Source organism: Psychroserpens sp. XS_ASV72 (assembly GCF_041224425.1).
In the GTDB taxonomy this organism is placed as follows: domain Bacteria; phylum Bacteroidota; class Bacteroidia; order Flavobacteriales; family Flavobacteriaceae; genus Psychroserpens.
In genome coordinates this window covers 213,274-230,448 of sequence record NZ_JBGFGL010000085.1, presented here as the reverse complement: position 1 = coordinate 230,448, position 17,175 = coordinate 213,274, and the positions used below count along the sequence as shown (strand labels likewise).

General features: G+C 33.5%; 20 protein-coding genes. 5 read left to right on the top strand and 15 right to left on the bottom strand.

All coding sequences use genetic code 11. The annotated features are described in order from the left end of the window. Positions 1 to 102: 102 nt before the first annotated feature. The 6 genes from AB9K26_RS14655 to AB9K26_RS14630 form a co-directional block, all read right to left on the bottom strand. Positions 103 to 471 (bottom strand): MmcQ/YjbR family DNA-binding protein, encoded by a 369-nt coding sequence (locus tag AB9K26_RS14655; RefSeq protein WP_369973320.1) that lies wholly within the window; start codon positions 469 to 471, stop codon positions 103 to 105. Beyond that, complete coding sequence (locus tag AB9K26_RS14650) at positions 468 to 1,076, bottom strand: DUF4230 domain-containing protein (RefSeq protein WP_369973319.1); 609 nt, start codon at positions 1,074 to 1,076, stop codon at positions 468 to 470. The genes AB9K26_RS14655 and AB9K26_RS14650 overlap by 4 nt, the downstream gene beginning before the upstream one ends. Before the next feature lie 8 nt (positions 1,077 to 1,084). Then, positions 1,085 to 1,834 (bottom strand): cyclase family protein, encoded by a 750-nt coding sequence (locus AB9K26_RS14645; protein WP_369973318.1) that lies wholly within the window; start codon positions 1,832 to 1,834, stop codon positions 1,085 to 1,087. Positions 1,835 to 2,067: 233 nt separating this feature from the next. Then, positions 2,068 to 3,192 carry a radical SAM family heme chaperone HemW gene (hemW, locus tag AB9K26_RS14640; protein ID WP_369973317.1) on the bottom strand — a complete coding sequence of 375 codons (1,125 nt, stop codon included), beginning with the start codon at positions 3,190 to 3,192 and terminating at the stop codon, positions 2,068 to 2,070. A gap of 20 nt (positions 3,193 to 3,212) precedes the next feature. Continuing rightward, positions 3,213 to 3,767, bottom strand: a complete 555-nt coding sequence (gene ruvC / locus AB9K26_RS14635) for a crossover junction endodeoxyribonuclease RuvC (protein ID WP_369973316.1) — start codon at positions 3,765 to 3,767, stop codon at positions 3,213 to 3,215. A gap of 3 nt (positions 3,768 to 3,770) precedes the next feature. Continuing rightward, positions 3,771 to 4,358, bottom strand: coding sequence for a cell envelope biogenesis protein OmpA (locus tag AB9K26_RS14630; RefSeq protein ID WP_369973315.1), 588 nt, complete (start codon positions 4,356 to 4,358; stop codon positions 3,771 to 3,773). A 116-nt stretch (positions 4,359 to 4,474) separates the two neighbouring features. Between AB9K26_RS14630 and AB9K26_RS14625 the strand changes: the two genes are divergently transcribed. Genes AB9K26_RS14625 through AB9K26_RS14610 form a run of 4 tightly spaced genes read left to right on the top strand, consistent with a single transcriptional unit; the run spans position 4,475 to position 8,190 of the window. Continuing rightward, the gene (locus AB9K26_RS14625) at positions 4,475 to 5,410 is read left to right on the top strand and encodes a lysylphosphatidylglycerol synthase domain-containing protein (protein ID WP_369973314.1); all 936 of its coding nucleotides are present in this window, start codon (positions 4,475 to 4,477) and stop codon (positions 5,408 to 5,410) included. Then, positions 5,404 to 6,528 carry a glycosyltransferase gene (locus AB9K26_RS14620; RefSeq protein WP_369973313.1) on the top strand — a complete coding sequence of 375 codons (1,125 nt, stop codon included), beginning with the start codon at positions 5,404 to 5,406 and terminating at the stop codon, positions 6,526 to 6,528. Before AB9K26_RS14625 ends, AB9K26_RS14620 begins: the two co-directional genes overlap by 7 nt. Positions 6,529 to 6,580: 52 nt before the next feature. Continuing rightward, positions 6,581 to 7,453, top strand: a complete 873-nt coding sequence (locus AB9K26_RS14615; protein WP_369973312.1) for an outer membrane beta-barrel protein — start codon at positions 6,581 to 6,583, stop codon at positions 7,451 to 7,453. Beyond that, positions 7,453 to 8,190 carry a Bax inhibitor-1/YccA family protein gene (locus AB9K26_RS14610; RefSeq protein ID WP_369973311.1) on the top strand — a complete coding sequence of 246 codons (738 nt, stop codon included), beginning with the start codon at positions 7,453 to 7,455 and terminating at the stop codon, positions 8,188 to 8,190. Before AB9K26_RS14615 ends, AB9K26_RS14610 begins: the two co-directional genes overlap by 1 nt. On the opposite strand, the gene AB9K26_RS14605 is transcribed toward AB9K26_RS14610, so the two are convergent. Genes AB9K26_RS14605 through AB9K26_RS14590 form a run of 4 tightly spaced genes read right to left on the bottom strand, consistent with a single transcriptional unit; the run spans position 8,177 to position 12,497 of the window. Further along, complete coding sequence (locus AB9K26_RS14605) at positions 8,177 to 8,653, bottom strand: hypothetical protein (RefSeq protein ID WP_369973310.1); 477 nt, start codon at positions 8,651 to 8,653, stop codon at positions 8,177 to 8,179. The two genes, AB9K26_RS14610 and AB9K26_RS14605, sit on opposite strands and share 14 nt — an antisense overlap. A 49-nt stretch (positions 8,654 to 8,702) precedes the next feature. Continuing rightward, a complete protein-coding gene (locus AB9K26_RS14600; protein WP_369973309.1) occupies positions 8,703 to 9,839 on the bottom strand; it encodes a tetratricopeptide repeat protein in 1,137 nt (378 codons plus the stop codon). A 20-nt stretch (positions 9,840 to 9,859) separates the two neighbouring features. Next, on the bottom strand, positions 9,860 to 12,133 hold the full coding sequence (locus AB9K26_RS14595) for an energy transducer TonB (protein ID WP_369973308.1): 2,274 nt from the start codon (positions 12,131 to 12,133) through the stop codon (positions 9,860 to 9,862). Between the two features lies 1 nt (position 12,134). Continuing rightward, the gene (locus AB9K26_RS14590; protein WP_369973307.1) at positions 12,135 to 12,497 is read right to left on the bottom strand and encodes a BlaI/MecI/CopY family transcriptional regulator; all 363 of its coding nucleotides are present in this window, start codon (positions 12,495 to 12,497) and stop codon (positions 12,135 to 12,137) included. 121 nt (positions 12,498 to 12,618) lie between these two features. On the opposite strand from AB9K26_RS14590, the gene AB9K26_RS14585 reads away from it, so the two are divergent. Beyond that, complete coding sequence (locus AB9K26_RS14585; RefSeq protein WP_369973306.1) at positions 12,619 to 13,119, top strand: DUF456 domain-containing protein; 501 nt, start codon at positions 12,619 to 12,621, stop codon at positions 13,117 to 13,119. Positions 13,120 to 13,367: 248 nt separating this feature from the next. Here AB9K26_RS14585 and AB9K26_RS14580 read toward each other — a convergent pair whose 3' ends face one another. From AB9K26_RS14580 to AB9K26_RS14560, 5 genes are all read right to left on the bottom strand, one after another. Further along, entirely contained in the window at positions 13,368 to 14,036 is a 669-nt protein-coding gene (locus AB9K26_RS14580) for a response regulator (RefSeq protein ID WP_369973305.1), read from the bottom strand. Next, entirely contained in the window at positions 14,036 to 16,063 is a 2,028-nt protein-coding gene (locus AB9K26_RS14575; RefSeq protein ID WP_369973304.1) for a tetratricopeptide repeat protein, read from the bottom strand. Before AB9K26_RS14575 ends, AB9K26_RS14580 begins: the two co-directional genes overlap by 1 nt. A 96-nt stretch (positions 16,064 to 16,159) precedes the next feature. Further along, positions 16,160 to 16,330 (bottom strand): hypothetical protein, encoded by a 171-nt coding sequence (locus AB9K26_RS14570; RefSeq protein ID WP_369973303.1) that lies wholly within the window; start codon positions 16,328 to 16,330, stop codon positions 16,160 to 16,162. Positions 16,331 to 16,668: 338 nt separating this feature from the next. Beyond that, entirely contained in the window at positions 16,669 to 16,857 is a 189-nt protein-coding gene (locus AB9K26_RS14565; RefSeq protein ID WP_369973302.1) for a DUF2892 domain-containing protein, read from the bottom strand. 12 nt (positions 16,858 to 16,869) lie between these two features. Continuing rightward, positions 16,870 to 17,175, bottom strand: a complete 306-nt coding sequence (locus tag AB9K26_RS14560) for a hypothetical protein (RefSeq protein ID WP_369973301.1) — start codon at positions 17,173 to 17,175, stop codon at positions 16,870 to 16,872.

Genomic DNA, 17,175 nt, shown 5'->3' with positions numbered 1-17,175 from the left:
TCTCAAAATATGAAATTAGCATTATAGATTGAATTGCTTGATTTACTTCGATTAACCAAAATTAACTGTAGACGAATGACGTTTAAGTGTCGACGAATGGTTTTACAGTTCTTTAAGTTGCGATTGCATTTTTTTAGACATTCCTTTAACCACCATATCATAGGAGTGGTCAATCAATTCTTTAACAAGTGAAGTCGGCAGTTCTCCTGTTTGGATATACACACTGTTCCATTGTTGTTTATGCATGTGATATCCTGGTTTGACACTGTCATATTGTTCGCGAAGTTCTTGTGCATATTCTGAATCGCACTTTAAATTAATAAAACCCTCTCCTTTCTCCCATCGGCTTAAGGAGGCTAAGGCAAACATTTTTCCTAAAACCTTAAATACAAGCGTATCCTTATCAAATGGAAAATGCTCGGTTACGGCCTTTTTCCCCATGCAATACTGATGAAAATCTTCTATGTTCATGGTATGAGCTTAGTTGGTTTGTCTTCAATTTTTAAAGCAGAATAATCTAAAGACCAACCTATGGTTTGCACAATGTTTTCAATTAGGAGGATAGATTCCAAAGCTTCTTTTTTGGCGATTTCATAAAGTCCGCTTTCTGGCACCTTATTCATGATATGAAGCTTCGCCTCGTTATGCAACTCGGTAAGATCGGAAGCTTCAAATTTATTAAACATGCCGTCTTTTTTATCATAATAGTTCAAATCGGTTTCAATAGACAATACTTCAGGTTGCGGAAAATGAAACAATCGAACCGTTTTGGTTTTGGTATCCGATTCCATTTGGATTTTCGATAAATCGAACCCAACATGTGCTTTGGCATTGACAACAACCAAGGCCTTTTTTTTGCTCGTTACTAATTTCAGAAATCGTTCTTTTACATCTTCATAATGGTAAATCTCGGCAAAATCACCTTCCACAGTAATAAACTTACAGACTTTCTTTATTCGGTCCAATAAGATTACCGATTGTGATTTGGTTCGTTTCTGTATTTTGAATTGTCGTATTAAGGTTACAATACCCAAAGTAACCAGAATACTAATAATGATGATAAAAAATGTTTCCATATCGACTATTAATCTTGAACCTTATATAAAATGGGCTTACTTGGCGAGGCATCATTTTCAAATGGCGCAATCTGAAGATTTAACAGATACTCACCATCCTCAACATGGTTGGGCACATAAATCATTTCGGTTATGGTGCAATCGGTTCTGTATTTCCCTTTAAAATTCCAAAAGGCTTTGTGTGCTTTTAGTTCACCTCCATCTTTTTCCTTATCCACACTAGGTAAGTCAATTAACAAGTGCTTAATGTCTTTACTCACGAGGTATTCTACAGCCTCCTCTTCCAAATATGTCCAATTGGTATTACTGTATTGCTTTGACAGCTTATCTTTCATATTAGGTAAAGTCCTTAAAATAATAGCCTCTCTTTTCTTGTTTCCAAGAGCAAATTGCAATTGCTTTTTTGAAATTACAGTGTCTTCACCGTTTTGTTCTGGTGCTACCGAAATGACCTCAGCCAAGAAAAAGAATTGTGTCAAGTTTTTGTTTACTGAATAGAATCCTTTGGTTATATGACCTACACATTCGGTATGTGTACCATGGGCATGCGGATTGAACTGTATGTTATTGAAATTGACGCTGGCACCTTCAGAAACACTACCAATCCAATCCTCTATTTGCACAGGTTCGATTTTTGGTTCCTCTTCCAGCCATGCATTGACATTTAATTTGGAAGATCGCAATGGTATGGAGATATCTAAAGGTTGAGATAAATCGATTTGAAGTTTTCTCGAATTGTATTGTATGGTTGTTTGCATTTAAATGAAAGATATTAGTACCTTTTGGAATAAAATTACGGTTTACATTGATAACTTAAAAAAAAATGTCGAAAGACCTAATTCTAATCGTATTAACTTTAGGAGTTACCTGTTTTTCCATATGGCTTCTTTTTGGATATGGTCCTTGGGATTTTTATGTCTTTATATTTATGAGCTTACCTATCAACCTAATCCTCCTATTTATCGTTTTTTATCGACTTTACAAGCACAAATCAAATCATAAATAATTCTGAAGCAATGCCATCGGTTAAAAACTTTCCTTTTTTGCTCACCAACAGTGTTTCATTATCCAGATATAGTAAATGTTCATGAATATGAGATTTTGCCTGATTTAAAATATAGCTTTTAAAACGGGTACCAAACTCCGTTTCGATATGAAACAATGACACACCCCAAACAGTTCTCAATCCAGTCATTACATATTCATTGTAACGGTCTTTCTGGCTCAGCGTTTCAACCTCTCGTGGAAGTATTCCTGTTTGAATTGCTTTGATGTATTTGGAATTATTTCGAACGTTCCAACTGCGATGGATGCCATCATAGGAATGTGCTGAAGGTCCAATACCAATATACGACTTGCCTTGCCAATACGCTGAGTTATTTTTGCTGAAAAATCCTTCCTTTCCGAAGTTTGATAATTCATAATGTACAAAATCATGAGTGCTTAACAAATCAACCAAAAGATGAAACTGCTCATGGGCTTGCTCATCATCGACAGGGTCTACCACACCTTTTTTGATAAAACTTTCCAAAGCGGTTTTAGGCTCAACAGTTAAGGCATAACTTGAAATGTGTGGAATATTAAACTCTAATGCCGTTTGAATGTTTTCTAACCAAGCATCATTGGTCAAACCTGGAATTCCATAAATCAAATCGATGGAAATATTATCAAAATACTTTGTGGCTTCTTCCAAACACATTTTTGCTTGTTGAGTATTATGAGCGCGATTCATCAGTTTTAAATCCGATTCAAAAAACGATTGGATGCCAATAGAAAGTCGATTGATTGGTGATTCAGCCATTCTAGAGATTACCTCTTTGGTCAAATCATCTGGATTCGCCTCGAGTGTGATTTCTGGTGTTTCAGTTACTTTGTAATTTTCATAAACCGTTTCAATCAAAATTTGGATATCTTCCATAGCTAAAACACTTGGTGTACCTCCTCCAAAATAAATAGTCTCAACAATAGTATTGGAAAATTCATCTTTTCTCAACTCTAGCTCATTTGCCAAAGCTTTAAGCATCTCCTCTTTCTTCTTAAGTGAGGTCGAAAAGTGAAAATCACAATAATGGCAGGCTTGTTTGCAAAAGGGAATATGAATATAAATGCCACTCATGTATGACTCTCGGCTTTGAATTATTTCTCTATTCGGTCTTCATTCTGCTTCACAAAAGCCGACCAACCTGAATAGCTTTTGCCTACCGAAACGCGACCTTGATTGTAAAAATGACACACTGCAGCCGCCAATCCATCAGTAGCATCCAAATTTTGAGGCAAGGTTTTTAGGTTCAGAAGACTTTGAAGCATTTTAGCCACTTGTTCCTTACTGGCATTACCATTACCTGTAATGGCCATTTTTATCTTTTTAGGAGAATATTCAGTTATGGGAACTTCACGAGATAGACCTGCAGCCATAGCCACACCTTGAGCGCGTCCAAGCTTCAACATACTTTGCACATTTTTTCCGAAGAAAGGTGCTTCAATAGCAATTTCATCTGGATGGTGCGTGTCTATCAATTCTACTGTTCGTTCAAAGATGAGCTTCAATTTCAAATAATGGTCTTTGTATTTTTTTAAATCTAATTCATTGAGTTGAAGAAAGGTCATAGATTTACCTACCACCTTTATCAAACCAAAGCCCATAATGGTAGTTCCTGGATCAATTCCCAATATGATTTTTTCTTGACTCATATATTAACAATAATGACAACCACTTAAAGAAAAGGTAATTCCGAAAGTGATGGTAAGAAGATTACCATTAAATGAACCAAAGCCATCAATTACAGGATCAAAGTCTTTCCCAAAACCTAAAATATAGGAAACATCAGTATATAATGACATGTGCTGACTTATGGCATAATGTATTTCAATGCCTCCCATGACATTTAAAAATGAAAGGTTGTTATCGGCATAATCTCCCAAAGGTTTCACAAATGAAAACCCAGGACCAGCATGTGCCACCAACCCTATGCGTTCTGGTAAAATTCCTAGAGCTTCCGTTGGGTCATAAACAAATTGGGCATTGATTCTGGTATAATTGATTTTAAATTCTGGTGAATTGTCCTCGTTTGAAAACCGATTGAAACCAAAATCCAATTTGGCACCCATTTGAGGTTTGAACATATGTTGAATACCAGCATTCACTGTTGGAAAATTGATTGATTTTGATTCAAAATCTTCAACAAAACCAGAAGTCGACGGACTATTAACACCTAAGGCAATTTGCGCCTTCCATTTATTGGTTGCTTTTTGTCCATAAGTTAATCCGGTAATAAATAACATCAAAAAGATAATTTTGAGCTTTTGTGAGTTTAAATTCTGAGTCATATCAATTTTATGATTTATTTTGTGCCATGCTTTTGGGTAGACTTCCTTACAAAACTAAGCAATTCTTTCTTGTGCTTATCAAATTAAGCATTGTTGTTGGTGCATTTTATTTTATCTATAAAAAACTCACTGAAAATGAAGAACTCGATTTTCCTCTTTTTCTTCAATTTTTAAGAGAAAACGGTACTTTTTCGCCAAAAACAATCCTTTTTTTAATGTTTTTAAGTGGTTTTAACTGGTTTTTGGAAATTTTAAAATGGAGAACTTTGGTGAATTCCTTTCAAAAAATAAGCTTCAAAAATGCGTTGGAACAGAGCTTGGGATCATTAACAGCTTCTCTTTTTACACCTAATCGCATTGGAGAATATGGTGCCAAAGCTATCTATTATAAATCCAGACAAAGAAAAAAAATCGTCGTGCTAAATCTATTAGGAAACATGATGCAAATGGGAACGACAATAGTATTTGGAATTATAGGTCTCATTTATTTTAATACCAAGTTCGAATTGCCTATAGATTATTACAATATCTTGCGGTTTTTAGTAATCATAATCTCGATTGTTGTGTTAGCCACATTCGGGCTTAGATCTAAAACATTCACCGTCAAAGGTGTTTCATTACCGCGTTTAAAGTCATTTATCAAGACGATTTCTAAATCAACTTTAGTCTATGGTGTCCTTTTATCTGTAGCAAGGTATTTAATATTCTCCTTTCAATTTTACTGCCTGTTACAAGTTTTCGGTGTAAATGCAAGTTACCTCAACGCTATGATGGTGATTACTTCGATGTATCTTTTAGCTTCTATAATTCCGAGTATTTTCATTTTTGATGTGGTCATAAAAGGGAGTATTGCTGTGTACCTCTTTTCAATTGTTGGTGTGAATGATTTCACAACCTTAAGCATCGTTACCTTAATGTGGTTACTTAACTTTGTTTTACCTAGTTTGTTTGGAAGTTACTATGTGTTAAATTTCAATTTACCTAAAACAGAACAAGACGAATGCTAATAATCATTTTTATCATACTTCTGCTATATTTAGTTCTAATTGGTGCACTGACTTTTGGATTTGATAAGGTAGATGATTTTGAGCTGAAAGATTTAGAGGCAAAAACAAAATTCAGTATTGTGATACCCTTTCGAAATGAAGCGAAACAACTTCCTGCATTGCTGCGCTCACTTAGCAACCTTAACTATCCACAATCCTTTTTTGAGATTATCTTGATTGATGATGATTCAGAAGACGATTCGGTTCAAATAATTGAAAGTGAACTTAACACAACTACTCTTGATGTTACAATTCTGAAAAACAATCCAGACAAACAATCACCAAAAAAAGAAGCTATTACAAAAGCCATTCAAAAAGCCAAATACCAGTGGATTCTCACCACAGATGCCGATTGTATTTTACCTAAATATTGGTTGGACAGTTTTGATTGTTTTATACAGAAAAACAACGGTTCGCTTATTGTCGGACCTGTTGCTTATACCAAAAGTGATACCTTTTTAAAACGTTTTCAGCTTTTGGAATTCTTAAGTTTACAGGCGACGACCATAGGAGGTTTCGGATTAGGAATTCCTTTTTTATGCAATGGTGCGAATCTTTGCTACCATAAAAACTTATTTTATGAACTCAAAGGTTTTGAAGGCAATACACACATTTCAAGTGGTGATGATATTTTCTTATTACAAAAAGCAGTACAAAACAACAAAAACGAGGTTCAATTTTTAAAGAATGAACACGCTGTTGTATACACGATACCGCTATCGAATTTCAAGGATTTGGTTTCACAACGCATTCGCTGGGCAGCAAAAACGTCGAATTACAATAGCGTTTTTGGAAAGATGACTGGAATAATCGTTTTTTCAATGAACGGATTATTAATCTGTCTGCCTTTGTTTTACATAGCACAGTTGATTTCGGCTAAAGCTCTGACGTTAATTTTATTGATAAAATTCAGTATTGATTTCTTACTACTATTCAAATCTGCTCGGTTTTTTAATCAAGAAGAATATCTAAAATCGTACATACAATCAAGTTTTCTTTATCCATTCTTTTCTGTCTATGTTGCTATAAGCTCTGTTTTTAAAGGTTATAAGTGGAAAGATAGAGCATATAAGAAATAGATGTTTCTCATTTATTTTTGTTAGATTTACCTAAACAACAATTAATGTCCTGATGAAAAAAATAATTTGCATTTTTAGTTTCCTACTTTGCTTTTCTGTGTTCCACGCACAAGAACTTTATACCGTGAATGGAGAATCTTTAGAACTTAAAACTGAAGTTGAGGGAAAGCTGGATCTTTTATGGAATATCATAGACGGAAAGTACCGCTATTTTGTTAGGACCGAAGACAATACCATTCTCGAACTTAAAAACACCAAGGCAGACAGGAAATATCAAGAAGAATACAAATCTGTTCTCTCTGAACTCACGAATAATTCCGTATCAACCAAACGTCTTAACTTAACTCTTTTTAGTTTAAAGGAATTTATTGACTCCTATAATGCTTCAGTCGATTCAAGTTATCAATCCCAAAGTAAAAGAAGCAAGTTTCAGTTTAGATTAGGCGTTTTTGGTGGGATTACAAACAGCCCTTTTATTGACAATCCAAACAATGAAAAAACACCGCTTTTTGGAGCTGAATTAGAAGTTCTTGAAGCTGAGCGCATCTCAAGGCATGCTGTTTTTCTACAAGCAAAGCATGTTTTGGAACAAGAAGATTTGATGTACTCTACTACAGAACTTGCGCTTGGCTACCGTTTCAGGTTCATTAATAAGGAAAGCTTTAGTCTTTATGGGAATTGTAAATTTGCTACTGTTAACTTTTCTAAGGCAACGGTGGCTTCTGAAAACAATGGCATGATTGTTACAGAAGACATAAGCGATACAGCCTTTGATGTACCACTCATTTTTGGTGTTGGTGCCGATATCAATCTTTCAAAAAATACATTTATAACCTTGGCTTATAATGAGCTTTTTGCGGTTTTGATTGACAATCAAGGTAATTTTTCAACAGATTTCACCCTTGGTTTCAAGTTTAATTTATAATGCGTCTAACCAACTATAAAACCAACAACCCTGTTTTTTCTGGCTTTTTTTGGGATGACAACAATAAATCTCAAAGCAAAATGAGTGTTCGTGGTATTTTCTTTAAATCACTGCTATGCATTATAGTCATTGCAGGCATCACGGCATATATATGGAAAATAAACGAGGAAGGAACACCTGTTAAATGGTTTACTCTTGGTGGTATGTTGGCGGCCATCATTATCAGTGTGATTATTTCTGTACGACATCATTGGGCTTATTTTTTAGTACCACTATATACTATTGCTAAAGGATGTTTCCTTGGAGGTTTTTCAGCTTTTGCACATAAAAATTACCCTGAACTACCATATCAGGCTATTGGTGTTACGATTGTCACATTTTTTGTAATGTTAGTACTATATCAAACACAAATTATTGTGGTAACAAAAAAACTGAAAAGTGTGATCATAACAGCTGCAGCAAGCATATTTGTGGTGTATTTGATTTCTTGGATTTTAAGTTTCTTTGGAATCAAAAGCTATATTTGGGGAACGTCATGGTTTGCCATAGTGTTTAACTGTATTGCTGCAATTGTAGCATCTTTTGCACTGCTATTGGATTTTGATTATATCGAGCGTTATAAAAATAAAGCACCTAAGTCTAAAGAATGGTTAGCTACTTGGGGACTTTTAGCCACGTTAATATGGCTTTACGTCGAAATCTTAAGGTTTATGCAAAAACTAGCTATTCGATTTTAATAACTACAGGCAAATTAAATTGCGTTGTGACCTGTTGACTTCTTTTTATAGCTGGATAAATTTTAGGTAAGGAATCTAAACTTTTACGCAACAAACTATCTAATTGAGGGATTTGGCTTTTGGTTATAGCATTACTTTCAATTTTATCAACAATTAGTTCGCCATCTTTATCTATAACGATTTTTAAGATTACTGTATCGCTTACAGCTTCAGATACCACAATCTTATATTTAGATAAATTGGTGTTTAATATAGAATGTAAAGTCTGCTCAAAACACTGTTTTTTATTAGCTTTTCCTTCAGTGGAATCACAAGAGGTAAAAGTTGGATAATCATCAACCTCATTCCAATTAAAGGTTTTTAATTCTTCTTCCAGTAAATCTTCAGAATAGACCTTTTTCTTGTTGAAATACTCACAAGAAGACAAACCAATTAAAAACACAAAAAGTAACATTCGCTTCATATAGCAACTTGCAATAGCGAAAAGTACAATTTTTTTAGGGATTAAACATTTACTCCTTATTCTTGAGAAATTTTTCTTCCTTTAACTCTGAAAGACGCTGTTTAGCAAAACTCAAAAATGGCGATTCGGAATAACTAGTAATAAAGTTCTTATAAGCTGAAATTTTAGCGTCCAAATCTTTGTAGTAGTGGTCTTTAGTAGTTAAAATAAAAAAAGCTGAGCCAGTGTTATCTGGATTTTCTTTTAAAGACCTTTGGAAAGCCATTATGGCTTCTTGATAGCGTTTTTGCCTATTGAGAATCATTCCTAATTTTTGATATTCATAATCTAAAGGAACATCCTTGATTTTTAGTGCCTTTGAAATGTATTTCTCTGCATTTATAAAATCATTCAATCGCTCATAATAGGTTCCTAAGACAAATAATGCCGAGGCGTCTTTAGGATTGTACTTTAGTGCTAATTTCCTTTGGGTAATAGCGGCTTCATATTCTGATAGCTCAGCATGGCAAATACTTAATTTTTCATGTATGAATTCAGAAGATTCTCCAAAATCCAGCAGCCTCTTAAACCAAATTTTGGCCTTTTCGTAATGCTGTTGATGATAATAGTTTTGTGCTTTTAGACTTATCAATTCCGTATTACCTTGATACGTTTCCAAACCTTTGTCAATAAACCCATGGGAACGTTCGTGTTTCCTTTTGATAAGATAATGCTTCGCTATTTTATAGATAGCTTTTTGATGGGTTTTATCTAATTCATAAGTAGTCATAAAACGATTCATAGCAGTGGAATCATTTATTTTTTCTAAAGCCAAACCCATTTCATAATGGTAATTAGGATTGCTATTATCTATTTCCATTAGGGTATTAAACACCTCAATGGATGATTCGTATTGTTTAACTCTTGAAAGCAACTTAGCATACTCATATTTTGCCAAGATATCACTTGGGTTTGCCTCTACATGTAAATTGTAATACTGTAGTGCTTCTTGATAATTACCAATTGCAACAAAAGACTTGGCGATTTTTGAGAGCACCTCATCTTGATGTTCATAGGACTTATATGTTTGAATCGCTTTGCTGAAGTTTCCATTAAGATATAAACTATCTGCCATAGTTAAAACCGAAGATTGTGCATCGGTTTTGAAAACTACTATGGTAAAAAACACAGTAAATATTATTTTCATGAATGGTTTTTTATGCCTTACTAATCAGCTATTTTAAATCGTATTGGCAAACTATAAGCAACTATGGTTGGTTTACCATTCTGTTCTCCAGGAATAAATTTTGGCAATAAGTTTAGCACTCTTTTTGTTTCTTCTTCAAGTTTTGGATGAGGTGCTCTAACTTTGATGTCTTTCACACTACCATCTTTATAAATTTTAAATGCTGCAAAGATTTGTTGACTACCTGTTAAACCAAGTTTTTTTGGCAAATCTAGATTAAAGTTCTTGTTGACCAAGATAGCAACTTCTTTATCGGTGCATGATCTTCTTTCCTGTTCTGATACTAAATCTTTACAGGTAAAAAAGACAGGAGCCTTATCGACTACAGCAAATGGTACTTCTGTCAATTCAGAATTCTTGTCCTGCACAGTTTCTGAAATAGTTTTATTTGTAGCTTTTACAGAAGTTTCAGGTTCTGAATCTTGTTCTACTTGAAACAAAATTGGCAAACTGTAAGGCACTACAACACGTTTGCCTTTTTGGGTTCCCGGTTTGAATTGTGGCAACAATTCTATGACACGAATGGCTTCTTCTTCAAGATCAGGATGAGGAGCTCTAGCTTTTACTTGAGTAACATTTCCTTTTTTATCGATTTTGAACAGTACAGATATACGTTGCTTACCTTGTAACCCTAAAACCTTAGCTATATCAGTATTAAAATTATCTGCAACGTGTTTAGAAATACTTTCAATAAAGCATTGTTTGCGTGCTTCATTAGTGCTCAAATCTTGACAACCCTCATAAATAGGAGCTTGTTCAATAATAGCAAATGGAACTTCCACCTCTGTATCAACTTCGGCAGTCTTTTGTGATTCTGAAACTACATTTGATTTTGGACTGTGCATAACCATTTTAGTGCTTCCATCCATAGATACAACCAGAAGTCCTTTAAAATAGGCATCACGCTCTACCATATCTAACTTATGACGCATTTTTTGTTTCTCCTCTTCGGTCATATTTGCAGCATCTTCAACTATAAGCCTCAAGATACCATCCTTAATATTGTTTTCCCAGGTTTCTTTAGCTTCGTCTGTTTGCTTCCAAACTAAATAATCTTCATAAGATCTGTAGTCCTTAAATAATTGCTTGTTTTTTGGTAGAATTTTAGTAGAAATCGTATCACCGTTTTTCAAGACTCTGTCTCGTTTTGAATTCATCATATACTGGAGAAACACTTCTAATCTTAAATACTCATCTCTTGATAGAATGTATTTCTGATCGTCATTTCTTAGGAAACGACTTAACTCAGCAAATGAAGCGCCACTGTTTTCCTTCTCAATAAGTTCATTCAAATACTTTTGTCTCAATATGTTTTCATTTGTTTCATTATTTATAACTTCAGAAGGCACATCCTTTTTGATAGAACTTGGATCTTGTGCATACGAGGCGGTATAAATTAGCATTATTGATATAATGGGAAGCAACAATACATATTTTAAAATGTGTATTTGTTTTGATTTTGATTTACTTAACATGAGAATTCGTTTTTTGATTAATGACTGTTTAAAAAATGGGTTGACAAAAGAAACTTGTTTGGTATCAAAGACCTGTAATAGCAACTGATTGTAAAATTCAGTTTTGTCTTGGTATTTAACCACTTTAGAGTCTGCTATAAACTCATGAAGCTCTGAAATTCGGTTTTGGTAGATATACACTAAAGGATTGAACCAAAATACAATCCGCAACAGCTCAAACAGCATAAGGTCGATACTATGCTTTTGCTTTACATGAACCATTTCATGTTGTAGAATGGACTTGCGGTTTTCAGAACTTAATTTGTCACCTAAAAACACATAGTGAAAAAATGAAAATGCCGAGGAACTGTTTAGCAATTTTATGATTAAAATATCTGAACTCCATTGCCTTGGATTTTTATAAACCAACTTTATTAGCTTGAATATTTTGAAAACAAAAAATAGCGTTGCCACAATGATTCCTGATATCAAAATTACATTCCAAATAGGAACCATTGGTTCTTCAACAGGAATTCCAGCTAATTCAATTATATCAGAAGAAAGTGATTTTGATTGTGAAACGTCACCAATGATCACTTGTGGCAGTTGGATCACAAAATCATCGGGTACTATTGACTTAATCTGTTCCAACTTTACAAAAGGAATAAAAACCGATAAATGTGCAGTGATGATTAAATAAGCTCTATTCAAATTAAAAAATGTTTCTTTCCTCAAGAAGCCGTCATAGAATAGCATAAAAACCAATTGAAAAGCAACAACCTGTAATATATAATGTAGCATACTAAGCGTCTTTTTTATTGATTTCTTTTAGAATAGCTTCCATATCCTTAAGATCCACATCATTTTTTTTAACAAAAAAAGATACCATACTTTTAAATGAACCTTGAAAATAATTATCAACTAAAGCATTTATAGACTGGTTGGAATAGTCTTGTTTTTTTACCAACGGAAAATAAATATGACCTTTCCCTTGCTTTTCGTAGTCAACAAATCCCTTGCTTTCTAATATCCTTACAATAGTAGACACTGTATTGTATGCAGGTTTAGGATCTGGCAGCACTTGGATAATATCCTTAACATTTCCCTTTTCTAGAGTCCAAAGAACCTGCATTATTTCTTCCTCCGCTTTGGTGAGTTGTTTCATATCTAAATTTGTTTAACTATTCAAATATAACTAAATTTTTAGTTTAAACTAAAAATTTAGTTTAAAAATGTAACAAACGGATGTTTAATACGTCTAAGTAATTGAATTTTAAACTTATTAAATGGATATATTTTTAATTATTATAGCGGCCTTATTTATGGTCTTAGGCATAATTGGAAGCTTTTTGCCCGTATTACCTGGACCATTGACTAGTTGGGTTGGGTTGCTTATATTTCACCTCACAGATGTGGTTCCCATGAATTGGACCTTCTTGATCATCACTTTTGTAATTGCCCTTGGAATATGGATATTAGATTATATCATTCCCGCTATTGGGACCAAGCGGTTTGGTGGTAGTAGAGCTGGTATGATAGGAACATCTATTGGTTTAATCGTCGGATTGTTAAGTCCGATTCCAGGAGGTATTATTATCGGACCGTTTGTTGGTGCGCTCATTGGAGAGCTCATGAATAAAAGTGAATTTGATAAAGCTATGAAGGCTGCTTTTGGATCTTTTTTAGGCTTTCTCGCCTCTACACTTATAAAATTTATGATAGCATTAATATTCTTTGGACTCTTTATAGTGAAGTTTGTGGAATATCAGGAAGTGATTTTCAAATAACAAAACGCTCTATTTAAAAAGACAAAACCTAACAACAAATGTTGTTAGGTTTTTTTCTTTGCTATTAATTCAACAAATTACTTAGAGGGATTAATTAATTTTGTTGACATTCAAATATAGAATATGTGTTTCACTTTTTGTTGCGGAAAAACCGTAAACATGATGCGGAAAAACCGTACTTTTCAGAATTAACAAGGGTTTTGAGCCATTAAAAACACGTAGAAAACCGTAAAATAAATCAAGATTTCTTATAAAAAGCCCTTTTTTCTAGCCTCCATAATCAAAGATTCGTCTTTTCCATCTGATATAGAGAACAGTAATTTCAGCTGTTTTTTACGTTTTTCTATAGCGCTCATTGACAGGTTTATATGCTCTGGAAGACTTCTGGTTTTCATTCCTTGAGCAAGCAGATAGAGAATTTTTCGGTTGATTTCATCAACATATATTTCATTCACTACAGATTTCTTGAGATAATTAGAAACCGTACTGCTATAGTAAGGCGGATCTTCCAAGATATGATGAAAAGCTTCTGCCAATTCACTAGAAGTCAAATCGCTTTTAATCAAAAAGCCATCTGGATTGATCTCCTTTACTATGCTATGTATTCGATACGATTCATTGAACATAGTAAGAATAATGATCTTTGCGTTAGGCAAGATAGTTCTTGCGATTTTTGCCAAATCTTCTCCTGAAGTAATTTTTCCATCGGAAGAAGGTGGCAGACTTATATCAAAAAAACAAACATCATAAGGTCGCTCTTTAGACGATTTCTGTAAAAGTAAATTAGCCGAATCACAAGTATTAGCAGTATCTATTACCAATGTTTGATTCTCCTTTTTTGTAGCCATTAATGTATTTTGATATCCTTCAATAATAATAGGATGATCATCAACCATCAAAATATGAATGTGTTGCATTATGGGTTGGTTTTATAAGGAACTTTAATTGTTATTACTGTTCCTTTATTTATTTCAGAATCAAAATCAACGGTTCCGTCTAATTCATTTACTCTTGAATTAATGTTTTTTATGCCGATGCCTTTTTTACTTTTATTGACATCAAATCCTTTTCCATCGTCTTCAATAGATACTAAAATTACATTATTTTTTGAAGCAATACTAATTTTGATTTTACTGGCTTCTGCATGCTTATATATATTTTGCATGGCTTCTTGAATAATTCTGTAAATATTGATTTTATCCTTATTGGATACCAATTCCCAACTAATATCGTCGTCGTAATCAAAAGCATATTCAAGCTGGTAGGCTTTAGTTTGTTTATCGATAAGCTCGGAAACAATATCTGTAAATCCAGAACCCGAAACAAAATCGGTATTTAAGTCATGGGAAATTTTACGAATATCCTCTTCAATGGTTTTTAGTTCCTTGATATAATTGGATCGGTTTTGGATAGCTTCCTTTCCTTCAGAAAAATTTAAACTGTCTAAACTTAGTCGCGTTCCAAAAAGACGTCCAAGAATTCCATCATGAATTTCCTGAGAAATACGTTTCTTCTCATTAGCTCTTGCTTCATCAACTTTATCCTGTTGCGATAACATGAGGTTATAGATTTCCTCATTGGCTTTCTGCTGGTCCTTTTCAAACTGCAATTCCTTATTTTTACTACGCTGTGTGACGATGATATAAAGCAAAAATAAAGTTACCAAAAGCACCGCAGAAGCAATCATAAGCCACATACGCTGTTGGGAGATGCGTTCTTTTTCAGCAGTAATCTTGTCGGTTTCAAATTCAATTCGTGCAAATTTGTTTTTGTGGTTTCGCTCTATGTTCAGTAAACTATCACTTAGTCTGATGTGTTCATAGAGATAAGCTTTTCCTTCTTCGCCTGTTTTTGTTTTTGAAAGAACCATTAGTGCATCCAACACATATTCATTGGATGATAACGACTTACTTATTTTATACGTTTCTTGGGCATATTTATAAGCTGAATCCAACTGCTCTTTTTGCAAGTATAATTTAGATAAATCGGTAGTAACAGCCATTTTAGTTACCTCATCATCATATTTTTCTGAAATATCATAAGCTGTATAGAAATCCTCAAGCAACTTATCATACTCCACATCTCCGGAAAGAAGTTTTGTATAAGCAATATTATTAATAATCAGAGCATAAAAAGTGGGATCATCATCTTGATATTGACTACGCTGTGGGAGCAAACTTTCGTATAATTCAAGTGCCTTGTCATAATTACCCAATTGCCTGTATACAAACGCTAAATTATTGGTTGTGTAAACACCATCTAAAAAGCCATCGTTCATCTTTTTAGTTATCTCGAGCGCTTTTTCATGGTATTCAATAGATTTTTGGTATTGTTCCAGCTCAGAAGATATATCTGCTATTCTGTTATAAAGGATCCAAAAGTTATCTAAATTGTTTTCGGTTTTTGGAAGTTTCTCCAATATACGTAAGGCTTCAATGGCATTGGCTTCACTAGATGTATAGTCCTTTTCGTTGTATTGCAAGTCGGCAATACTCATCAAAATATATGATTTCTGCTCTAAATTTTTCAGAGAACTATAATACTTTAAAGCTTTAGATAAATAAAAATAGGCGCTATCGTTTTGTCTGTCGTATTTGTAGTAACTTCCTAGATTAAATGAGGCTACAGCTAATGCAGATGTATCCTTTAACTTGGTAGCAAGGTTTTTATTTTTTTGGTTAATGGACACATATTTATCAAAGTCCTCAGTGTAATAATACATTAAGGATAAATTCCTATTAGCCAAAAGAATGAGGGAATCCTTACCTGTTTTTTTGGCCACTTGAACTGACTGATTAGCAAACTCAAGACGTTCTTCAACAGAAATAGAAGCATCTTTAGATTTAGAAATCAACTCATCAATAGATTGGCTAGTTGCATTTTGTGCATCGGTATGTATTATGAAAAAACCGAAGATGAGTGCTATAAGAAAAGTCTTGACCAATGGATAAATAATATTATTTAACCAAAGTTATAAAATAAGTTAAGCAAAAAAAGCCCTATTGAAAAATAGGGCTAAATTATTGTATGTTTTGGATTCTTATCCTTGAGTTTCTAATTTTGCTTTCTCTCTCTTGTGAGCAAACAAATTATTGTTATCGTATTGCTTATACGTAGGTTCATCGTTAGTTACAGTAGTATCACTGCTTTGTCCAGAAACTGTTAATAGTAATACTGCCAACAATAAAAAAGTAATTTTTAGGGTCTTCATAGTTTTATCATTTAGGGTTATTTAATTCAAATTTTTGTTAATATTCAAATAGCATCAAGTGCCAATCGAGGGAAGAATGGATTATTAACATTATGGCTTAAGCCAAAAAATGAGGGAAAATAGGAGCACTAAAAAGCACTGCTAAATGATAAATGGATTAATAAAATTTCCTTGATAAGTGATTTAGGGGCTTATGAAGGACTGTAAACATACTACTATTTTAGGTTCTGACAATAAAAAACACGATAAAATGTCTATTTTTATCGATAAAATGCATTGTTTTAATAAAAGGTCTTGTAAAAATGGTTTCAATCTACCTTAATCACAACGACACTTTTCTAATCTTTAACCTTAAAAACCTTAGTTAGGATATCATCCATCAAACACCACTTGGTCAAAGAGGACTGTAATAAGTTGGCACCAACAAATGCTGTGAACCACAACCAGTTTATGTTGACATAAACTGCCAACAGTAAGCTTATTAGAATAAATGTACCAGCAATACCTCGAACAATTCTATTTTTCATAATTACTTAAATTTAAATATACTTTTCAATAGGAACTACTACCGCTCGTATAGGGTTATTTGTTTCAATAGTTTTATTAAATTCCTTTATCAAATCAAACATAAGTTCGATTTTATCATCTTCAGTGAAGGAAAAGAACACACTAGATTCAATTCCTGCCGCTTTACTAGAGAACCAGTCATTGGTCATCAATAACGCTTCAGCATTTTTATAGCCCTCAATTTCAGAGCCACTAAAACTTTCAATCTTGGCTTTCTTAAGTAACCTTAAAGCTTTGTCATGAAATTCTTTCACAGATGTTACAATCAATAACTTCAT